At 70.1% G+C, this 16,825-nt stretch carries 21 protein-coding genes; 12 read left to right on the top strand and 9 right to left on the bottom strand.

The genetic code is table 11. From position 1 onward, the window contains the following. The first annotated feature begins 48 nt into the window (after positions 1-48). The 5 genes from EXE46_RS07125 (at position 49) to EXE46_RS07105 (ending at position 3,772) form a co-directional block, all read left to right on the top strand. The gene (locus EXE46_RS07125) at positions 49-1,119 is read left to right on the top strand and encodes a glucose 1-dehydrogenase (protein WP_137687735.1); all 1,071 of its coding nucleotides are present in this window, start codon (positions 49-51) and stop codon (positions 1,117-1,119) included. After that, complete coding sequence (gfcR, locus tag EXE46_RS07120; protein WP_137687734.1) at positions 1,106-1,741, top strand: transcriptional regulator GfcR; 636 nt, start codon at positions 1,106-1,108, stop codon at positions 1,739-1,741. Before EXE46_RS07125 ends, gfcR begins: the two co-directional genes overlap by 14 nt. 112 nt (positions 1,742-1,853) lie before the next feature. Then, entirely contained in the window at positions 1,854-2,198 is a 345-nt protein-coding gene (locus EXE46_RS07115; protein WP_137687733.1) for a glutaredoxin, read from the top strand. Between the two features lie 176 nt (positions 2,199-2,374). After that, a complete protein-coding gene (locus EXE46_RS07110) occupies positions 2,375-2,944 on the top strand; it encodes a hypothetical protein (RefSeq protein WP_137687732.1) in 570 nt (189 codons plus the stop codon). Positions 2,945-3,058: 114 nt separating this feature from the next. After that, positions 3,059-3,772: a diphthine--ammonia ligase gene (locus EXE46_RS07105; RefSeq protein WP_137687731.1), complete on the top strand. Its 714-nt coding sequence runs from the start codon at positions 3,059-3,061 to the stop codon at positions 3,770-3,772. Between the two features lie 36 nt (positions 3,773-3,808). On the opposite strand, the gene EXE46_RS07100 is transcribed toward EXE46_RS07105, so the two are convergent. Next, a complete protein-coding gene (locus EXE46_RS07100) occupies positions 3,809-5,062 on the bottom strand; it encodes a Glu/Leu/Phe/Val dehydrogenase (RefSeq protein ID WP_137687730.1) in 1,254 nt (417 codons plus the stop codon). 150 nt (positions 5,063-5,212) lie between these two features. Beyond that, positions 5,213-6,070 (bottom strand): CoA ester lyase, encoded by an 858-nt coding sequence (locus EXE46_RS07095; RefSeq protein WP_137687729.1) that lies wholly within the window; start codon positions 6,068-6,070, stop codon positions 5,213-5,215. An 87-nt stretch (positions 6,071-6,157) separates the two neighbouring features. Between EXE46_RS07095 and EXE46_RS07090 the strand changes: the two genes are divergently transcribed. Continuing rightward, entirely contained in the window at positions 6,158-6,628 is a 471-nt protein-coding gene (locus EXE46_RS07090) for a MaoC family dehydratase (protein WP_137687728.1), read from the top strand. 19 nt (positions 6,629-6,647) lie between these two features. Here the strand turns inward: EXE46_RS07090 and cyaB are convergent, their stop codons facing one another. Next, on the bottom strand, positions 6,648-7,241 hold the full coding sequence (gene cyaB, locus EXE46_RS07085) for a class IV adenylate cyclase (protein ID WP_137687727.1): 594 nt from the start codon (positions 7,239-7,241) through the stop codon (positions 6,648-6,650). A 176-nt stretch (positions 7,242-7,417) separates the two neighbouring features. Here cyaB and EXE46_RS07080 point away from each other — a divergent pair, with 176 nt between their 5' ends. Together EXE46_RS07080 and EXE46_RS07075 are read left to right on the top strand one after the other, a co-directional pair. Then, positions 7,418-8,356 carry a peptidylprolyl isomerase gene (locus EXE46_RS07080; protein WP_137687726.1) on the top strand — a complete coding sequence of 313 codons (939 nt, stop codon included), beginning with the start codon at positions 7,418-7,420 and terminating at the stop codon, positions 8,354-8,356. Between the two features lie 107 nt (positions 8,357-8,463). Then, on the top strand, positions 8,464-8,724 hold the full coding sequence (locus tag EXE46_RS07075) for a hypothetical protein (protein ID WP_137687725.1): 261 nt from the start codon (positions 8,464-8,466) through the stop codon (positions 8,722-8,724). A 25-nt stretch (positions 8,725-8,749) separates the two neighbouring features. Here EXE46_RS07075 and EXE46_RS07070 read toward each other — a convergent pair whose 3' ends face one another. The 4 genes from EXE46_RS07070 to EXE46_RS07055 all read right to left on the bottom strand — a co-directional run bounded on the left by EXE46_RS07070 (position 8,750) and on the right by EXE46_RS07055 (position 11,369). Then, positions 8,750-9,370, bottom strand: a complete 621-nt coding sequence (locus tag EXE46_RS07070; RefSeq protein ID WP_137687724.1) for a transcriptional regulator — start codon at positions 9,368-9,370, stop codon at positions 8,750-8,752. Positions 9,371-9,474: 104 nt separating this feature from the next. Next, positions 9,475-10,173, bottom strand: a complete 699-nt coding sequence (locus EXE46_RS07065; protein ID WP_137687723.1) for a P-loop NTPase — start codon at positions 10,171-10,173, stop codon at positions 9,475-9,477. A gap of 92 nt (positions 10,174-10,265) precedes the next feature. Then, positions 10,266-10,640, bottom strand: coding sequence for a YlbF family regulator (locus EXE46_RS07060; RefSeq protein WP_137687722.1), 375 nt, complete (start codon positions 10,638-10,640; stop codon positions 10,266-10,268). 69 nt (positions 10,641-10,709) lie between these two features. Beyond that, positions 10,710-11,369 carry an alpha/beta hydrolase gene (locus EXE46_RS07055; RefSeq protein ID WP_137687721.1) on the bottom strand — a complete coding sequence of 220 codons (660 nt, stop codon included), beginning with the start codon at positions 11,367-11,369 and terminating at the stop codon, positions 10,710-10,712. Positions 11,370-11,532: 163 nt separating this feature from the next. On the opposite strand from EXE46_RS07055, the gene EXE46_RS07050 reads away from it, so the two are divergent. After that, positions 11,533-12,234, top strand: a complete 702-nt coding sequence (locus EXE46_RS07050; RefSeq protein ID WP_137687720.1) for a hypothetical protein — start codon at positions 11,533-11,535, stop codon at positions 12,232-12,234. Positions 12,235-12,327: 93 nt separating this feature from the next. After that, positions 12,328-13,371 carry a diphthamide biosynthesis enzyme Dph2 gene (dph2, locus tag EXE46_RS07045; protein ID WP_137687719.1) on the top strand — a complete coding sequence of 348 codons (1,044 nt, stop codon included), beginning with the start codon at positions 12,328-12,330 and terminating at the stop codon, positions 13,369-13,371. A gap of 496 nt (positions 13,372-13,867) precedes the next feature. On the opposite strand, the gene EXE46_RS07040 is transcribed toward dph2, so the two are convergent. Further along, positions 13,868-14,083 carry a hypothetical protein gene (locus EXE46_RS07040; RefSeq protein ID WP_137687718.1) on the bottom strand — a complete coding sequence of 72 codons (216 nt, stop codon included), beginning with the start codon at positions 14,081-14,083 and terminating at the stop codon, positions 13,868-13,870. Continuing rightward, positions 14,080-14,280: a hypothetical protein gene (locus tag EXE46_RS07035; RefSeq protein ID WP_137687717.1), complete on the bottom strand. Its 201-nt coding sequence runs from the start codon at positions 14,278-14,280 to the stop codon at positions 14,080-14,082. Before EXE46_RS07035 ends, EXE46_RS07040 begins: the two co-directional genes overlap by 4 nt. A gap of 177 nt (positions 14,281-14,457) precedes the next feature. Between EXE46_RS07035 and EXE46_RS07030 the strand changes: the two genes are divergently transcribed. Further along, the gene (locus EXE46_RS07030; RefSeq protein WP_137687716.1) at positions 14,458-15,612 is read left to right on the top strand and encodes a cobalamin-independent methionine synthase II family protein; all 1,155 of its coding nucleotides are present in this window, start codon (positions 14,458-14,460) and stop codon (positions 15,610-15,612) included. A gap of 105 nt (positions 15,613-15,717) precedes the next feature. Then, positions 15,718-16,794, top strand: coding sequence for a HAMP domain-containing sensor histidine kinase (locus EXE46_RS07025; RefSeq protein WP_137687715.1), 1,077 nt, complete (start codon positions 15,718-15,720; stop codon positions 16,792-16,794). Positions 16,795-16,825: the final 31 nt, after the last annotated feature.

Here is a 16,825-nt window from a genome sequence, read left to right as displayed (position 1 = left end):
ACTCACAACAAAAGAAATCTTTTGAGTACTGGCCGCTAGAGTCGAGGTATGAACGCGATTGCCGTCTACGAGGGAGCCGACGAACCGGTCGTGACAGAGAAGCCGCGACCGGAGCCAGCGCCCGGCGAGGCGCTGGTTCGGACCCTTCGGGTCGGCGTGGACGGGACCGACCACGAAGTCATCGCCGGCGGACACGGCGGCGCGCCCGCGGGCGAGGACCACCTCGTGTTGGGCCACGAGGCCGTCGGCGTGATCGAGGACCCGAACGACACCCCGTTCGAGGTCGGCGACGTCGTCGTCCCGACGGTACGTCGACCGCCGAACGGCGCCAACGAGTACTTCGCGCGCGGCGAACCCGACATGGCCCCGGAGGGAGAGTACCACGAACGCGGCATCGTCGGCGCGCACGGGTTCATGGCGGAGTACTTCACCAGTCCCGCGGAGTTCCTCGTCGAGATCCCGCCGTCGCTCGCCGAGTGGGGATTCCTCGTCGAGCCGGTCTCGATCGCGGAGAAAGCGATCGAACACGCGTACGCCAGCCGGTCGGCGTTCAACTGGGACCCCGAGTCGGCGCTCGTGTTGGGAAACGGGTCGCTCGGGCTGTTGACGGTCGCGACGCTCGACGACGCGTTCGACCGGATCTACTGTCTCGGGCGGCGCGAGCGACCCGACCCGACGATCGACATCATCGAGTCGCTGGGGGCGACGTACGTGAACTCGAACGAGATGGCGATCCCGGAGGTCCCCGACGCGCACGAGCCGATGGACCTCGTCTTCGAGGCGACGGGCTACGCGCCGCACGCCTTCGAGACGATCGAGGCGCTCGCGCCCAACGGCGTCGGCGCGCTGCTCGGCGTTCCGGGCGACTGGGAGTTCGAGATCGACGGCGGGCGGCTCCACCGCGAGTTCGTCCTCCACAACAAGGCGCTCGTCGGCAGCGTCAACTCGGGATACGGCCACTTCGAGTCGGCCGTCGAGTCGCTCGCGGGGCTCTCGGAGTCGTTCCTCGACGATCTCGTGACGGGCGTCCACGGACTCGACGACTTCGAGGCCGCGTTCGCGGATGACGACACGACTATTAAAACGGCGGTCGAATTCGCCGCGTATGAAGAACGTTGACGACCTGATAGACAGCGCTGCGGAGCTCGCGGAGCGAGGGCTCTCGAAGGGAGAGATCGCGGACGAGCTGAACGTCTCCCGCGAGACGGCGAGTTGGCTGGTCGAGCGCGGCGGCGGGACCGAGGCGACCGAGGCGACCGCGGACGCGACGGCGTCGGCCGACATCCACGTCGACTGGTCCGCGCTCGGGCGCGACTCGACCCGGCTCGGCTACGCCGCGAGCGCGATGGCGGACCTCCTCGCGAAGCAGGGCGAGGACGTCGATCTGACGGTCGGCGTCGAGAAGGCCGGCGCACCGCTCGCGACGGCGGTCGCGGACCGGCTCGACACCGATCTGGGCACCTACGCCCCCGCGAAACACCAGTGGGACGAGGGCGATATCGACGAGCACGGCGGGGGGTTCTCGCGGAACTTCGCCGCGATCCGGAACCGCGACTGCTACGTCGTCGACGACATCATCACGTCGGGGACGACGATGCGCGAGTCGATCGACGCGATCCGCGAGCAGGGCGGCGAACCGGTCGCGTGCGTCGTCCTCGTCGACAAGATGGGATACGACGAGATCGACGGCGTCCCCGTCTACTCGCTCGTCGACGTCGTCCGCGTCGACCGCGACGAGTAGGGTCGCGGCGTCTCCGCTCGCCGCGAGGTTTATAACTGACCGAGCGCCCGCTCTACGAGCAACGCTCGTTCCGTGCGGAACCCATTTGGCTCGGCGTCGCCTACTCGGTCGTATGACGTTCAGCCCCGAAGCGGACGCCGACACCGAAGAGATCGAAGCGCGCGTCGAGAACACCATCGCCGACAACGACGTGGTGCTGTTCATGAAGGGGAACCGGCTGATGCCCCAGTGCGGCTACTCGAAGCGCGCCGTCGAACTCATCGGTCAGCACGTCGACGAGTTCGAGACCGTCGACGTGCTTCCCGCGCTCCCCCAGTACCGCGAGGCGCTGGAGTCGCACAGCGGCTGGGAGACGATCCCCCAGACGTTCGTCGACGGCGAGTTCGTCGGCGGCAGCGACGTGCTCGGCGAACTCGACGAGCGCGGCGATCTCGCCGCCGAACTCGGCGCCGAGTAACGTCGGCTCGCGGCCGGATTCCCCTCTCGAAGCGTGACGCGCGGCGGCGTTCGTCGCGCCGATCCCAGTATCTCGAAGGGCAGTCCATATAAACCCACGGTGCCTACGTGGGGTAGGTGCAGCCGTTGCCGCTGCCGCCGTGACCACCGGTTCGACCCCACCGCATTCCACAAACAATGACAGGCCGCGTGTTCCGACTTCATTCGACGCTCGAACTGCCACTCGAAGACGTAGAGACGTACTTCGACGAAGATCCCGATCTCCCGCCGGAGATCGACGACATCGACATCACGCGTCGAAACAACACACTCATCATCAAGGCCCTGTCCGACGACGAATCGATCAGCAAGTACACGCCGACCGCCCAGCTGAAGGCGTCGGTCACGGAAACCCGCGTCTGGGAGGAGGAGCCCCCGCGCGCCGGCGGTCCGCAGTGGATGGACGACGAGGAGGAGGAGATCCCCTCCGAGCTCGTCGAGTTCGCCTGCTTCAAGGGCGACCGCGAGACCGTCCTCCAGAACTCCGCGCTCCAGTACCCCATGTTCTTGGTCCTCCGCAAGATCGCGACCCTCTCCGAGAAGGGGACGCTGACCGCGATCACCGAGGAGGACGGCGAGCTGGAGGCGACCCGGATCGTCGAGGGCGAGCCGCGCCCCGCGAGCATCGAAGTCGTCGAGAGCCCGCAGGGCGCCGGTGACGGCGACGGCGGCGTCAACTGGCGCGACAACGAGTTCATCTCGGACTGAGGCGGCGCGCTCGCCGCGGCCGACCGCCGCGAGACACGCGGCTACGCCGAGGCGGCCGCCGCCGCACGCGCTCCGACCGCCGACGCTTTATCCACGCGACTCTCGCTTCCGGGCATGAGCAACTGGGTGAGCCTCTTTTCCGGCGGGAAGGACTCCTCGTGGGCGCTGTACCGCGCGCTGGAGGAGGACCTCGACGTCTCCCGACTGCTGACCGTCCACCCCGCCGGCGATTCCTACATGTACCACACGCCGGCGACGGAACTCGCCGGGCTTGCGGCCGAGAGCGTCGGCATCGACCTCGTCGAGGTGTCTCCCGACGACTTCGGCGCGGACGACGTCGACGACTCGGGCGCGCAGGGCGACGCGGAGCTGGAACCGATGGAGGCCGCGCTCCGGGAGATCGCCGCCGCGGACGATCTCGACCTCGCGGGCGTCACCGCGGGCGCGGTCGAGAGCGAGTTCCAGACGAACCGAATTCGGGGGATGTGCGATCGGCTCGGGATCGACCTGTTCGCGCCGCTGTGGCAGCGGGACCCGGTCGAACTGGCCGAGGCGATGTTCGACGCCGGCTTCGAGATCCGGATCGTTCAGGTCGCGGCGTACGGGCTCGACGAGTCGTGGCTCGGGCGGCGGTACGACGCCGACGCGCTCGACGACCTGCTCGCGCTCCGCGAGGAGTACGGCGTCCACCCGCTCGGCGAGGGCGGCGAGTTCGAGACGTACGTCGTCGACGGCCCGCACATGGACCGTCGGATCGACCTCACGTACGACGCGGTCTGGGAGGGCAACCGCGGCCACGTCGAGATCCGGGACGCGCGGCTGGAGTGATCGAAACCGCGTCCGCGAACTCCGCGCGGTTCCCCGTTACGGCCAGTTTCCGGCTTGGTCGTACGCGTTCACGATACGCCCGATACCGACGACGTACGCCGCGGTCCGGAGGTCGCGCACGTCGTTCGACTCGTAGGTGTCGACCAGCGTGTCGAACGCCTCCGTGATCACGCGTTCGAGCTCCTCGTTGACGCGCTCCTCCGTCCAGCTGAACCGCTGCCGGTTCTGTACCCACTCGAAGTAGGAGACGGTGACGCCGCCCGCGTTCGCGAGGATGTCCGGGACGACGTGGACGTCGCGTTCGGCGAGCACGTCGTCGGCGTCGGGCGTGAGGGGGCCGTTGGCCGCCTCGACGATCAGGTCGGCGCCGACGTCCGCCGCGAGCTCGCCGTCGATCGCGTTCTCCAGCGCGGCCGGGACGAGGCAGTCGACGTCGAGCGTGAGCACCTCGTCGTTCGTGAGCGCGTCCGTCCCCGGGAACTCCGTCACAGAGCCGGTCTCGGCCTTGTGCGATTTCACTTCGCGGGGGTCGAGCCCGTCGGGGTCGTGGACGCCCCCCGAGGAGTCGGAGACGGCGACCACGCTCGCGCCGAGGTCGTCGAGCAGCGCGGCGGCGACGGAGCCCGCGTTGCCGTACCCCTGGACTGCGACCGTCGCGCCCTCGAGGTCGCGGTCGAGCCAGTCGAACGCCTCGCGGGTCGACAGCGCGACGGAGCGCCCGGTCGCCTCGACGCGCCCCTCGCTGCCGCCGGAGTCGATCGCCTTCCCGGTGATGACGCCGGGCGCCGTGGTGTTTTCGAGGGTCTCGTACGTGTCTTTGATCCAGTTCATCTCCCGCTGGCCGGTGTTGACGTCGGGCGCGGGGATGTCGCGGTCCTCGCCGATCAGCGGGCGGAGCTCGGTCGCGAACGCGCGCGTCATCCGCTCCAGCTCCGTGTCGGAGTAGTCGGCCGGGTCGATCGCGATACCGCCCTTCCCGCCGCCGTACGGCACGTCGACGACGGCGCATTTGTACGCCATCCACCCCGACAGCGCCTTCACCTCGTCGCGGGTGACGCCCGGGTGATAGCGGATGCCGCCCTTATACGGGCCGCGGTCGCCGTTGAACTGGGACCGGTACGCCCGCACGGTCTCTAGGGAGCCGTCGTCGCGCTCGAACGTCAGGTTCGTCTCCAACACCCGCTCCGGGTTCTTCAGGCGCTCGATGACGCCCGAGTCGGCGTCGACGACCGCCGCGGCGTCGTCCACCTGCTCTCGCAGACTCTCGAACGGATTCGCCTCAGAAGACATGGTCGAATCTCCTCGCGGCCGGGGGTTAATTGTGACGGACGAGCGCGTGGGAGGCGCGTCGCACGCCCTCGCCGGCGGTCGGTGTCGGGCGCCGGAGCTACCGGTCGGTGTCGACCCTCGACGCTACCGGTCGGTGGTCGAACACCGACACTACCGATCGGCGTCGGGCGCGCGGTCGAGGACCCGCTCCGCCTGCGCGATCAGCGGCGCGTCGATCATCTCGTCGTCGACCCGGAACACCGCCCGCCCCTCCCGCTCCGCCTCGTCTCGGGCGTCGAGCACTCGCTCCGCCCACTCGACGTCTTCCGGGTCCGGCGTGAACGCCTCCGTGATCGGCTCCACCTGCGCCGGGTGGATCGCGAGCTTGCCGTCGTAGCCGAGCCGCCGCGCGAACGCTGCGTCCTCCCGGAGGCCCGTCTCGTCCGAGAACTCCGTGTACACGGTGTCGAGCGCGTCGACGTCGACCGCGCTCGCAGCGAGAACGACGTGCTCGCGGGCGTACAGCACCTCGGTCCCCTCGTCGGTCCGGGTCGCGCCCACGTCGGCGGCGAGGTCCTCCGCGCCGAAGACGAGCGCGTCGGTCGCGTCGGCGGCCGCGATCGACTCCGCCGCGAGGACGCCCGCCGCGGTCTCGACGAGCGCGAACACGGCGAGGTCGCGTCCGCGCTCGGTGTACAGCGCGGCGACGCGTTCGACCCGGTCCGCCCCCTCGACCTTCGGGAGCATCACGGCGTCGAGTCGGACCGACCCGTCAGAGGGGCCGTCGCCGAGGACGCCGTCGAGATCGGTTGCGGGCGACTCGGCGGTCAGCCGGACGCAGACCTCCGCGCCCGGGTCGAAGGCGGGGTCCGCGAGTACCTCGCGGACCGCCACCCTCGCCTCGTCCTTCCGGTCCGGGGCGACGGCGTCTTCGAGGTCGAAACAGATCACGTCGGCGCCGGCTCCGGGCGCCTTCCGCATGAGGTCGGGACTGTCGCCGGGCGAGAACAGCAGGCTTCGGCGTGGCATGCCGGCGACTCCGCGGGCGAACGGGTAAAAGCCGCCGGCCGCGCGGCGAGCGACACCGCTTTTACGCCGCCGGCCGACCGGGGCCTCATGCCAGGCCTGTACTACGAGGAGTTCGACGTCGGCGAGACGATCGAGCACGCGACGCGACGGACCATCAGCGAGGCCGACAACCAGCGCTTCTGTGACATGACGATGAACCAGCAGCCGCTCCACCTCGACGCCGACTTCGCGGCCGAGACGGAGTTCGGCGAGCGACTGGTGAACGGGCTGTACACCACCTCGCTCGCGGTCGGGATCTCCATCCCGGAGACGACCGACGGCACGATCGTCGCGAACCTCTCGTACGACGACGTCGAACACCCGAACCCGGTGTTCCACGGCGACACGATCCGCGCGCGCTCGACCGTCGTAGACAAGCGCGAGACGAGCGACGGCGAGCGCGGCGTCGTCACGATGCGCGTGGAGGCGTTCAAGATCGTCGACGGCGACGACGACGTGCTCGTCTGCGAGCTCGAACGCACCGTCCTCTCCAAGAAGCGACCCGACGGGGAAGACTGACGCGGAACTCCCGGCCCTCTCAGTCCCCTTCGGCGGCCAGCAACAGCCCGAGGTACGAGGTCCGGACCTGGTCGCCCGCGTCGAGGCCGAGTCGGTCGAGCGCCGCTACCGCCGCCTCGCGCGCGGCGTCGACCTCGGTCTCCGCCTCGACCTCGCGCTCGATCTCGACGTACTCGTCGAGTCCGGTGACGGCGTCGAGCGTCACGGTGAAGCCGTCGTACGCCCAGAACTCGCGCCGCTTTTCGACCGTCGCGGCCGGTTCGAAGCCGAGTCCGGCGAGGACCGCCGCGAGGGCCTCGCCGTCGTCGACGCCCGTCTCGTGTTCGGTCCGCGTCTTCGAGGCGTCGTCGAGGAGCGGTCCCTTGTACGTCACCGACGCGTCGGGCCCCGCCACCGCGTCGGGGTCGTCTCCCGTCGACGACTCCTCGCCGCCGTCCAGCGGCGTCTCGCGACGGATCCGGAGCGCCTCGTCGGTCTCGGCGAACTCGCGGTGCGGCGCGTCGTAGTAGGTGTCCCGCTGCCGCTTGGCGGCGACGCGCTCGGCCCCGACCTCGCGGAGGCGCTCGCGCGTCGCGTCCAGATCGGCCGGGACCTTGATCTCGACCTCGTACATGTCCGGAGGTGCGGCCGGGGCGTTCATAAGGAGCGCGGGACTCCGCCGGCTCCGCGGACCGACCGTCGGGGCGCTCGTACCGCCGCTTCAGGCGTCGGATCGGCGCTGTCGCCCGCTCGCCGCCGGACTCCGGGCCGAACCGTGCTTCTTAAGGGTGTAACAGGTGACCTTGAGGTATGAGCGATCAGGAGCAAGCGGACGCGGCCGCGGAGGCCGAGGAGACCGAGACCGAGACTGACGCCGACGGACTCGAAGACGGCGACTTCGTCCGCGTCGCGTACACGATCCGCACGGCCGACGACGGCCGCGTCATCGACACGACCGACAAGGAGACGGCCGAGGACGCCGAGATCGACGTCGACGAGTACGAGTTCGAGCCCCGAATCATCGCGCTCGGCGCCGGCCACGTGTTCCCCTCCGTCGAGGAGGCGTTCATCGGCGGCTCCGTCGGCGACGAGGACACGGTCGACGTTCCGGCCGAGGACGCCTTCGGCGAGTACGACCCCGACGAGGTCGAGACGGTCAAGGCCGACAAGATCCCCGAAGACGAGCGCTACCCCGGCGCGCAGGTCCAGATCGACAACCGCCAGGGCCACCTCGAAACGATCATCGGCGGCCGCGCCCGCGTCGACTTCAACCACCCGCTCGCCGGCGAGGACCTCGAGTACGAGTACGAGATCCTCGAAGCGATCGACGACCGCGAGGAGCAGGCGGCTGGCATGCTTGGGATGTACCTTCAGGAGGCGCCCGAGGTCCGCATCGAGACGGTCTCCGAAGAGGAGGAGGAGACCGTCACCGAGGACGACGACGGCGAGGAGACCGTCGAGACCGAGGAGGTCGAGAAGGACGTCCTCTACGTCACCGCGACGCAGGCGATGCAGATGAACCAGCAGTGGATGTTCCAGAAACAGCAAATCGCGCAGGACCTCATGGACCGCCTCGACCTCGATCGCGTCGTGATCGAGGAGGTCATCGAGGGCGGCGGCATGGGCGGTCTCGGCGGCATGATGGGCGGCATGGGCGGCGCCGGCGCCGGCGACGTCGACATCGAGGAGGCGCTCGAAGACGTCGACGTCGACGCCGACGAGATCGTCGACGAGATCGACGAAGAGTAACCGGATTCCTTCCGCTGCCGGTCGATTTTCCCGTTTTTCGGCCCGCCGAGCGAGCGCCGTGACCGCCGAACGGATCCCTTTTGGCCGCCGGCGCGTCCACACCGAGTATGGAGATCGAACGGGCACGCGAGGACGCGCTCGTCGCCGGGGTCGCGGGCGCGGCGACGGTCGCGGTCGCGCTGCTGTCGAGTTTCACCGCCGTCGTCTCGGTCGCGACGCTCCCGACGCTGGCGCCGCTCGCCGTCTACGCGCTGTACCTGTTCTCGCGGAAAGGGGGGCCGTACGGAGCGTTCGACACCGCGCGCAACTGGGCGGTCGCTGCGGCGATCGTCGGCGTGATCGTGCTCCTCTCGTCTGCCGTGTTGTAGGCGCGGAGGCGATCCGGCCGCGGTGTCAGGCGATGTCGCGGCTCGTGTCGACGGCGACCTCGTCGGTGAGCTTCAGCTTCAGCGGCTCTTCGAGGGCGGCGCCGCTCCGGAACTTGGCGACGACGAGCCGATTCGCGATCTCGGTCCCGGTGACTGTCGTTCGAAGGTCGAACACCACGTCCGCGACCTGCTCCGTGATCCGCCGCATCTGTGGGTCCTCGCCGCCGCGGAGCGCGTGGAGCAGCGCGACGCCGCCGGCGTCGTCGACGCTGGAGCGGACCCCGTCGAGGAACTGGGCGTACGCCGCCGGCGACGCGGCGTCCTCCAGCGGTTCGACGGAGTCGACGATCAGCGTGCCGTCCTCGGGGAGATCGCCGATCAGCGACGCCGCCTCGTCGAGGTCGCCGGCGTCGGCCGTCGCCTCGACGGTGGTCTCCTCGTCGCCGTCGCGGCTAAGCGCCGCTTCGACCGCGTCGGCGGACCGGACGGTCGTGAGGTAGCGACACCGCCGAACCCGGGCGAACCGGTTCAGGATGAGCTCCGACTGGCTGTCGGGGTTCGCCTTCAACACGACGACGCTACCGCTCGGGAGCCCTCCGCCGAACTGTCTGTCCAGCACCGAGATCCCAGTCGGAAGCGTCTCCATACCATCGCTGCCGCCCGTGGACGTTTGGGTCTGTCGGTGGCGGCTCTCTCGACCGGTCGCGAGCCCGTCGTCCGCCGTTCCGGCGTCCCCGCTGGGGGCGATCCTCACGCGATCTGCCAGCCGCTCGCCGCCGCGGTCTCTCCGAGGCGCGAGGCGAGGTCGTCGTACGCGCTCCGCACGGTCGGATCGGCGAGCGGGGTCCCTCCGCCGTCCGGAATCGCGCCGAGGACGGGGCAGCCGAGCAACGAGCCCACGCGGTCCGGCACGCTCGTCGCGCCGATCACGACCGCGCCGACGGGCGGGCAGTCGAGCCGCCGCGCGATCGCCGCCGTCTTCGCGGCGTCCCGGAGCGCGGCGCGCCTGAGCGGCGTCGCGATCAGCGCGCGATCCGCCGCCCGCAGGGGCGCGGCCACGTCCGGCGACGCGCCCGCCGGACTGTCCAGCAGCGTCGGCGCGCCCTCGGGCGTCGCGCCGTCGAGCGCGCCGAACGCGGCGTCCGCGTCGACCGACCGCGGCGCGTCCGGCGCGGCGAGCACCGTGGGCGCCGACCGATCGGGTCGAACCGGCTCCGTCCCGCGAACCGCGCCGAGGACGGTCCGGAACTCCGTCCCCTCGGCGCGGTGTTCGTCCCCGGGCAGCGTGGGATCGGTTCCGGTCTCCGCGGCCAACCTCGCGAGGTTCGGGAGATCCCAGTCGGCGTCGGCCGCGACCACCGGTGCGCCGCGCCGCGAGAGCGCCCGGGCGAGCCCGAGGGTGGTCGTCGTCTTTCCGCTTCCGCCCTTACCGCCGGCGACGGCTATCACGGCGGGCGTGGGTCGGTATGAGGGATAAGGAGTCGGCCGGTGTCACCGCGGGCGCGGCCTTCGCTCGTCCCGCGGCGGGCGCGGACCGAGGGTTAATCCTGACAGCAGCCGCCGGCCTCGCCGCCGAAGTCGACGGCGAGCGGCTCGGAGATCGCCTCGTTGACCGATTCGAGCGTGTCCTCCAGCTCGTCTTGCGCGTCGAGGTACTCGCTCATCACCGGCATCGCGTGAAGCTCGTCTTGCGCCTCCTGAACGCGCTGCAGCTCGGCGTTCGTCGCCTGCCCGGTCTGACGGGCCTGCATGAACTCCGCGCGGAGCTGCTCGAACTCGTCGATCTGCGCCTGGACTTCCTCGTCGCGCTGGACCGCCGCTCTCGTCTCCTCGAAGCGCTCGTACTCCGGGGTTTCAGCGATCCGCTCGCCGAGCTCTCGGCCGAGGTCCTCGATGGAGACCTGTTCGACGCTCATGTCCGGACATCGTGGCCGAGCGGTTTGAACCTGCCGGAGCCGGGGGTCCGAGCCCGCTTCCGACGCCCGCTACGGCGCCTGCGACGCGACGAACTCGACGACCGCGTCGAGCTCCTGCGGGCCGATGCCGTGGCCGCCCGGGAAGCTCCCGTGGGTGATGTCGGCGCCGACGGCCTCGAGACGTTCGACCGCCGCGTTCGTTCGCGAGTCGGGGATAACCCGGTCGCCGGCGCCTGCGCCGACGAAGACCGGCTTCCCCTCGATCCCGTCCGGATCGAGGTCCGCGTGCGACTCCGCGAGGTAGCCGTGGAGCGCGACCACCCACGCGTATCGGTCGGGGGCTTCGAGGAGCAGCGAGAGGCTCGTGATAGCGCCCTGACTGAACCCGAGCAGGCCGATCCGGTCGGCGTCGAGGCCGTACGCGTCGACCGCGGCCTCGACGCTCTCGACGATCAGATCGAGGCTGCGCCGGAAGTCCTCGGCGTCGGGCTGGCTCGACTCGAGGCCGCCGGCCGACAGGTCGAGTTCGTACCACGTGTACCCCCCCTGAAGTGGGTCAGGCGCGCGGAGGCTGACGACGTGGAGTCCGTCCGGGAGTTCGGCGGCGACCGGGAGCAGGTCCTCCTCGTCGGCGCCGCGACCGTGGAGGACGAAGACGGCGGGCGCGGGCTCGCCCTCGGGACTGTCGTCGGGCGCGACGTGGACGTGTTCGAGCGGAATGTCGGTCATCGGTGCGCGGTTGGCGAGGGCGGCGGTTAGGTCCGTCGGCCGCGGCAGCGACCCCGACCGATCCGTCGGCGGTCCCGCCGACGCCGGCGGCGCGACGCGGTCTCGCGGAGGCGGCGTGGTCTCGAGCCGTAGCTTATTGTGTCGTCCCATTGACGGGCCGGACATGGGTCCTCGCAGGCTCTCACTCGTCGCAGCGCTCCTCCTCTGTGTGACCGTGATCGTCGCCGCGCCGCCGGTCGACGCGCGCGCACCGCCGACGCCGGTGTGTGGCGTCTGCGACCTCGACCGAACGACGGCGGACGGCACGTCCGTGGTCGCCGGGGAGAGTTCGCTGGCCGTCACACTCCACGAGAACGGGTCGACGACGTGGGACGCACGCGTCGCGCTCGCGTCGGGCGGCGACGCGCTCGCGTCGAACGAGTCGCTCCGCCGCGCGGTCGTCGCCGACGCCGTCCGGGACGGGATCGCGGAGCCGACGAACGTCACCGCACGGGTCGACGGCGGCGTACTGTCGGTCGATTACCGCGACCCCACCGCCGCGGAACGATACCTCGGAACGGTGGTGTTCACCCCGTTGACGCCGGCGTCTCCCCGCAATCCCCTCGTCATCGGTGGTGAAGGGGCTCGCTATCTCGCGACCGACAGCCTGACCGTCCGCGGCGCCTCCGGCTGGGAGGTTCACGGCGACGCACCCGTGGCCGACGCTACCGGCGGACTGGTCTGGACCCCGGAGAGTGCCGGACCCGACGCCGACGAGCGTGTCCCGCTGGAAGTCGAACGGGACCCGGTCGCGGTCGAGGAGCGCGCGCTGCTCCCCGGTGTGCGAGCGTGGATCGCCCGGCTGCTCACCGGAAACAGCCTCTGAGACGCCCGTCGAGCGGAGAGGATCACGAACGTCGGGGACGAAATCCGTGGTCGAACGCGCCGTTTAACCGTCCTGCCGCACAAATCGTCCGATATGAGCGGCTCCACGGAGGGCGACCTGACGAAGACGGGGATGGCCCTGAAACACGACCGCGAGTGGGACTACGAACTCGACCGAATCTTGGAGGCCATCGAGGAGCGCGACGCCTCGAAGGTCGGCCTCCAGTTCCCCGAGGGGCTCAAGCGCCGCGGCCCGAAGGTCGCCGACGACCTCCGCGAGGTCGCGCCCGACGACGTGACGTTCATGCTCTCCGGGCAGCCCTGCTACGGCGCCTGCGACCTCGACACGTACCTGATGCGCCGGACGGACGTGTTCGTCCACTTCGGCCACACGCCGATGAAGGAGTCCGACAGCATCGTCTACGTCCCGCTGTTCTCGAACGTCGACCCCTTCCCGATCATGGAGGACGCGCTGGCGGAGGAGCTGTCCCCGCCTGAGGAGGACGCCGACGTGGGCCTCGTCACGACGGCCCAGCACATGAACCGGTTCGAGGAGATGACCGACTGGCTGGAGGAGCGCGGCTACGAGGTCCACACCCGCCGGGGCGACGACCGCCTCACGAAGGAGGGACAGGTGCTCGGCTGTAACTACGCCTCCGCGGACATCGACGCCGAGCAGGTCCTCTACGTCGGCGGCGGGAAGTTCCACCCGGTCGGCCTCGCGATGGAGCACCCCGACAAGCGGGTCGTCATCGCCGACCCCGTCAACAACGCGGTGTCGGTCGCCGAGCACGACCAGTTCCTCAAACAGCGGTACGCCTCCGTCCACAAGGCGATGGACGCCGAGAAGTGGGGCGTCATCTTTTGTACGAAGATCGGGCAGGGCCGCTGGGAGAAGGCCCAAGAGATCGTCGACAACAACGAGAACGCCTACCTGATCACGATGGACGAGGTGACGCCGGACCGCCTGCGGAACTTCGACATGGACGCGTTCGTCAACACCGGCTGCCCCCGGATCACGACCGACGACGGCCCCCGCTTCCACAAGCCGATGCTGACCCCCGGCGAGTACAAGGCCGCCATCGGCGAGAAGCCGCTCGACTCGATCGAGTTCGACACGTTCCACGACACCTGGTAACGCCTCGCGACGAACCGGAGGTCACCGCTTTTCGCCGCCGTCAAATTTCCACGAGAGCGACGCGTCTCGCTCCCGTCGCGACCGAACGAACGCGGCAACGGTCGACGCCGGTGGCGACTCTCGCCGCTCGACGGCGGGGCGCGCGTGTTTAACCGCCGTCAGCGACGTCGCCATCCTTTATAAATCGAAGTGCGGTGGCGCGTGCCTGTGAGGCCGCCTCGGGCCGAACAGCACGCGCGAGGGAGTCGGCCGACCGCAGGGAGGCCGACGAGGCTGGGGAGGCGTGAGGCGCGGTGCTGTGCGGGGCGGGAATCGAAGGGGCAGTCGCGAAGCGGGCGCAGGCGACGGTAGGACCGCAGCGAGGGAGCGAAGTGACCGAGCGAGGACCGCCCCGAGCGTGCGCCCGCTTCGCGACTGGGGCTTCGGCGGTGTCCGTGCCGTATAGCGATTTGCTAGCAACGACGTACAACCGAGCCGCTGAGACCCCGTTCGGTTCTCACGCCTCGCCCGGCGGGTTCAAGAAGAGCCCGTCGACCACGAGGACGCCGGCCGCGAGCGATCCGCCGGCGACGGGGAGCGTGTAACCCCGGGCGACCAGCGACGCGGCCGCGTACGCGGCGCAGAACGCGAGGGGGATCGCGAGCAGGATGAGGTCGGCGCGCTCGATCCCGCCCGGCGCCGCCGAGACGATCTCTCCCTGCCGCCCGCTCATTCCATGTACCCCAGATCCTGAAGCCTCTGTGCGATCTGCTTCGCCTCCGCCTCGGAGATCCCGTCGTCGGCCTCCATCTCCTGAACGACGACGTGTTTCACGAACTCCTTGACCGAGCCGAACGGCTCGTCCTCGATGTACTCCTCCACGTCCGCGACGAACTCCTTCCGCAGCGAGATCGTGGTGTAGTCGCTCATTGCCGACAGCCTCGCGCTCCGGGCTGATAAATCTTAATTACATCTAATTACGAGCCCTCGGAGCCGGTGCCCTCGGTTCCGTGACCGAAAAGGGCCGCGACCCCGGTCGCGATTCCGCCCACGCCGATCCCGCCGGATCCTCCGACCTTTTGGGGCAGCGCCACGTGGTTCCCACCGATGACGACGAACGACGGCCACATCCCCACCACGCACATCGGTAGCCTGCCGCGACCGCCGGAACTGCTCGACCTGCTCACCAGCCGTCAGGAGGGCGAGGCGGTCGACCCGGACGAGTGGGACGAGACGGTCGCGGACGCGACCCGCGACGTCGTCGACCGACAGGTCGAGACGGGTCTCGATTCGATCAACAACGGCGAGCAGTCGCGCGTCTCGTTCAACTGGTACGTCGCCGACCGGCTCAGCGGCATCGACGGGAAGCGGGAGACCGAGCTGTGGGCGGACCTCCAGGCGTTCCCCTCCTACGCCGAGGAGACGTTCAAGACCGACGTGATCGACCTCTCGATGCACCCGGTCGTCACCGAGGCGGTCGAGTACACGGGTCGCGAGGAGGCGGAGGCCGAGATCGACGAGTTCACCGACGCGCTGGCGGCCGCGGACCGCGACGTCGACGACGCGTTCATGACCGCCGCGTCGCCGAGCGTCGTCACCGCCACGCACGTCGACGACCACTACGGAGATTACGAGGAGTACCTGTTCGCGGTCGCCGAGGCGATGCGGACGGAGTACGAACTCGTCGCCGACGCGGGGCTCACCATCCAGATCGACGCCCCGGAGCTGCTGACGGTCGGCCACACCGCGGCGTACGCGGACGAACCCCTCGACGCCGCGAAGGACGCGACGCGACTCCACGTTCAGGCGCTCAACGAGGCGCTCGCGAACGTGCCCGCCGAGCAGGTCCGCCTCCACACCTGCTGGGGCAGCTACGAGGGGCCGCACCACCTCGACACCGACCTCGCGGAGATGCTGCCGCTGATCTACGAGGCGGACATCACCGGGCTCAGCGTCGAACAGGCGAACCCGCGCCACCAGCACGAGTACCGCGCGTTCGCCGACCACCCCGTCCCCGACGGCTGGACGCTCATGCCGGGCGTCGTCGACGTGAAGACGAACATCATCGACCACCCGGAGACGATCGCGGACCGCTTGGAGCGCGTCGCCGACGCGGTCGACGACGGGACGCCGCTCGTCGCCGCGCCCGACTGCGGGTTCGGCACGCAGGCCGGCCTCGGGATGGTCGACCCCGAGATCGCGTGGGCGAAGCTGGAGGCGCTCGTCGAGGGCGCCGAGATCGCGAGCGAACGGCTCGCCTGAGCGGACCGCACCGACGCGCCGGCCGCAAAACGGTTCTCTCGTTGACGTGACTCCTGCTAACGTTTATCACTCAAGCGGACGGCCGTTGAGGGAAGGCTCTCCGCAATGTCCAGGGTCAGGGGTTCGATCGCCGTGGTCCTCGTCGCGAGCACGCCGGACCGAGCGGCGGCGCTGCGGGCGTCGCTTGAGCGCGCCGACGACCGCCTCGCGGTCGAACCGGTCGAAACGGTCGACGCGGCCCTCGGGATCCTCGGAGACTCGCCGGTCGACTGTCTGGTCGCGGTCGGTCGGCCGTCGGAGCCGACCGGCCTCCCGACCGTCGAGGAGGTTCGCGACCGGCGTCCCGCGCTCCCGATCGTGTTCTGCCCCGACGAGGCGCTCGACCCGTCGGCCGCGGCCGCAGCGTTCGACGCGGGCGCCACGGACGTCGCGAGAGCGTCGGACGGGTCGGACCGAACGCCGGTCATCGCTCGCCGGATCTCGAACGCCGTCGCGTCCGCCCGTGCGGTCGCGGAGGCGGAGCGACAGCGCGACCGCCTAGAGGGGTTCGTTCACGGCGTCTCACACGACCTGCGAAACCCGCTCAACGTCGCGCAGGGACGGCTCGACCTGGCGCGGAGCGAGGGCGACCTCGCGCACGTCGACGCGGCGGCGTCCGCGGTCGACCGGACGCTCGAACTGATCACGGACCTGCTGACGCTCGCGAAGCAGGGCGAGCAGCCGGGAGAGCTCGAACCGGTCGAGCTGTCCGCCCTCGCCGACGAGTGCTGGGCGAACGTCGCGACCGGCGACGCGACGCTCGTCGTCGACACCGACCGGCGGATCCTCGCGGAGCCCGGGCGCCTGAAGCGGCTGTTGGAGAACCTCTTCGGGAACAGTGTCGAGCACGGCGGCGACGAAGTGACCGTCGTCGTCGGCGACATCTCGCCGATGTACACGACGACGCGCGCCGCCGCCGTCCTCCCGTCGGGGTTCTTCGTCGAGGACGACGGCCCCGGGATCCCCGAAGACGAGCGCGACCGCGTGTTCGAGGTTGGGTACACCACCGACCGGAGCGGGACCGGGTTCGGCCTCAACATCGTCTCCGAGGTCGCCAGCGCCCACGGATGGGAGGTCGCCGTCTCCGAGGGGTCTCGCGGCGGCGCCAGGTTCGAGGTGACCGGCGTCGAGGACGCCGACTGACCGCGTCGGGGTCGGCGACCGAACCCGTCGC

It is taken from the genome of Halorubrum sp. GN11_10-6_MGM, assembly GCF_005435165.1.
In the GTDB taxonomy this organism is placed as follows: Archaea; Halobacteriota; Halobacteria; order Halobacteriales; family Haloferacaceae; genus Halorubrum.
The sequence above is the reverse complement of the archived record's forward strand: the minus strand, read 5'-3'. Positions and strand labels throughout refer to the sequence as shown.

Excerpts from the sequence above, each read along its gene's own strand:
- EXE46_RS07080 (WP_137687726.1), top strand. The coding sequence starts at position 7,418 with ATGAGCGATCAGGAGCAAGCGGACGCGGCCGCGGAGGCCGAGGAGACC.
- dph2 (WP_137687719.1), top strand. The coding sequence starts at position 12,328 with ATGAGCGGCTCCACGGAGGGCGACCTGACGAAGACGGGGATGGCCCTG.
- EXE46_RS07100 (WP_137687730.1), bottom strand. The coding sequence starts at position 5,062 with ATGTCTTCTGAGGCGAATCCGTTCGAGAGTCTGCGAGAGCAGGTGGAC.
- EXE46_RS07095 (WP_137687729.1), bottom strand. The coding sequence starts at position 6,070 with ATGCCACGCCGAAGCCTGCTGTTCTCGCCCGGCGACAGTCCCGACCTC.
- EXE46_RS07125 (WP_137687735.1), top strand. The coding sequence starts at position 49 with ATGAACGCGATTGCCGTCTACGAGGGAGCCGACGAACCGGTCGTGACA.
- cyaB (WP_137687727.1), bottom strand. The coding sequence starts at position 7,241 with ATGTACGAGGTCGAGATCAAGGTCCCGGCCGATCTGGACGCGACGCGC.
- EXE46_RS07115 (WP_137687733.1), top strand. The coding sequence starts at position 1,854 with ATGACGTTCAGCCCCGAAGCGGACGCCGACACCGAAGAGATCGAAGCG.
- EXE46_RS07105 (WP_137687731.1), top strand. The coding sequence starts at position 3,059 with ATGAGCAACTGGGTGAGCCTCTTTTCCGGCGGGAAGGACTCCTCGTGG.
- EXE46_RS07040 (WP_137687718.1), bottom strand. The coding sequence starts at position 14,083 with ATGAGCGGGCGGCAGGGAGAGATCGTCTCGGCGGCGCCGGGCGGGATC.
- EXE46_RS07055 (WP_137687721.1), bottom strand. The coding sequence starts at position 11,369 with ATGACCGACATTCCGCTCGAACACGTCCACGTCGCGCCCGACGACAGT.
- gfcR (WP_137687734.1), top strand. The coding sequence starts at position 1,106 with ATGAAGAACGTTGACGACCTGATAGACAGCGCTGCGGAGCTCGCGGAG.
- EXE46_RS07050 (WP_137687720.1), top strand. The coding sequence starts at position 11,533 with ATGGGTCCTCGCAGGCTCTCACTCGTCGCAGCGCTCCTCCTCTGTGTG.
- EXE46_RS07110 (WP_137687732.1), top strand. The coding sequence starts at position 2,375 with ATGACAGGCCGCGTGTTCCGACTTCATTCGACGCTCGAACTGCCACTC.
- EXE46_RS07025 (WP_137687715.1), top strand. The coding sequence starts at position 15,718 with ATGTCCAGGGTCAGGGGTTCGATCGCCGTGGTCCTCGTCGCGAGCACG.
- EXE46_RS07060 (WP_137687722.1), bottom strand. The coding sequence starts at position 10,640 with ATGAGCGTCGAACAGGTCTCCATCGAGGACCTCGGCCGAGAGCTCGGC.
- EXE46_RS07075 (WP_137687725.1), top strand. The coding sequence starts at position 8,464 with ATGGAGATCGAACGGGCACGCGAGGACGCGCTCGTCGCCGGGGTCGCG.
- EXE46_RS07035 (WP_137687717.1), bottom strand. The coding sequence starts at position 14,280 with ATGAGCGACTACACCACGATCTCGCTGCGGAAGGAGTTCGTCGCGGAC.
- EXE46_RS07070 (WP_137687724.1), bottom strand. The coding sequence starts at position 9,370 with ATGGAGACGCTTCCGACTGGGATCTCGGTGCTGGACAGACAGTTCGGC.
- EXE46_RS07030 (WP_137687716.1), top strand. The coding sequence starts at position 14,458 with ATGACGACGAACGACGGCCACATCCCCACCACGCACATCGGTAGCCTG.
- EXE46_RS07090 (WP_137687728.1), top strand. The coding sequence starts at position 6,158 with ATGCCAGGCCTGTACTACGAGGAGTTCGACGTCGGCGAGACGATCGAG.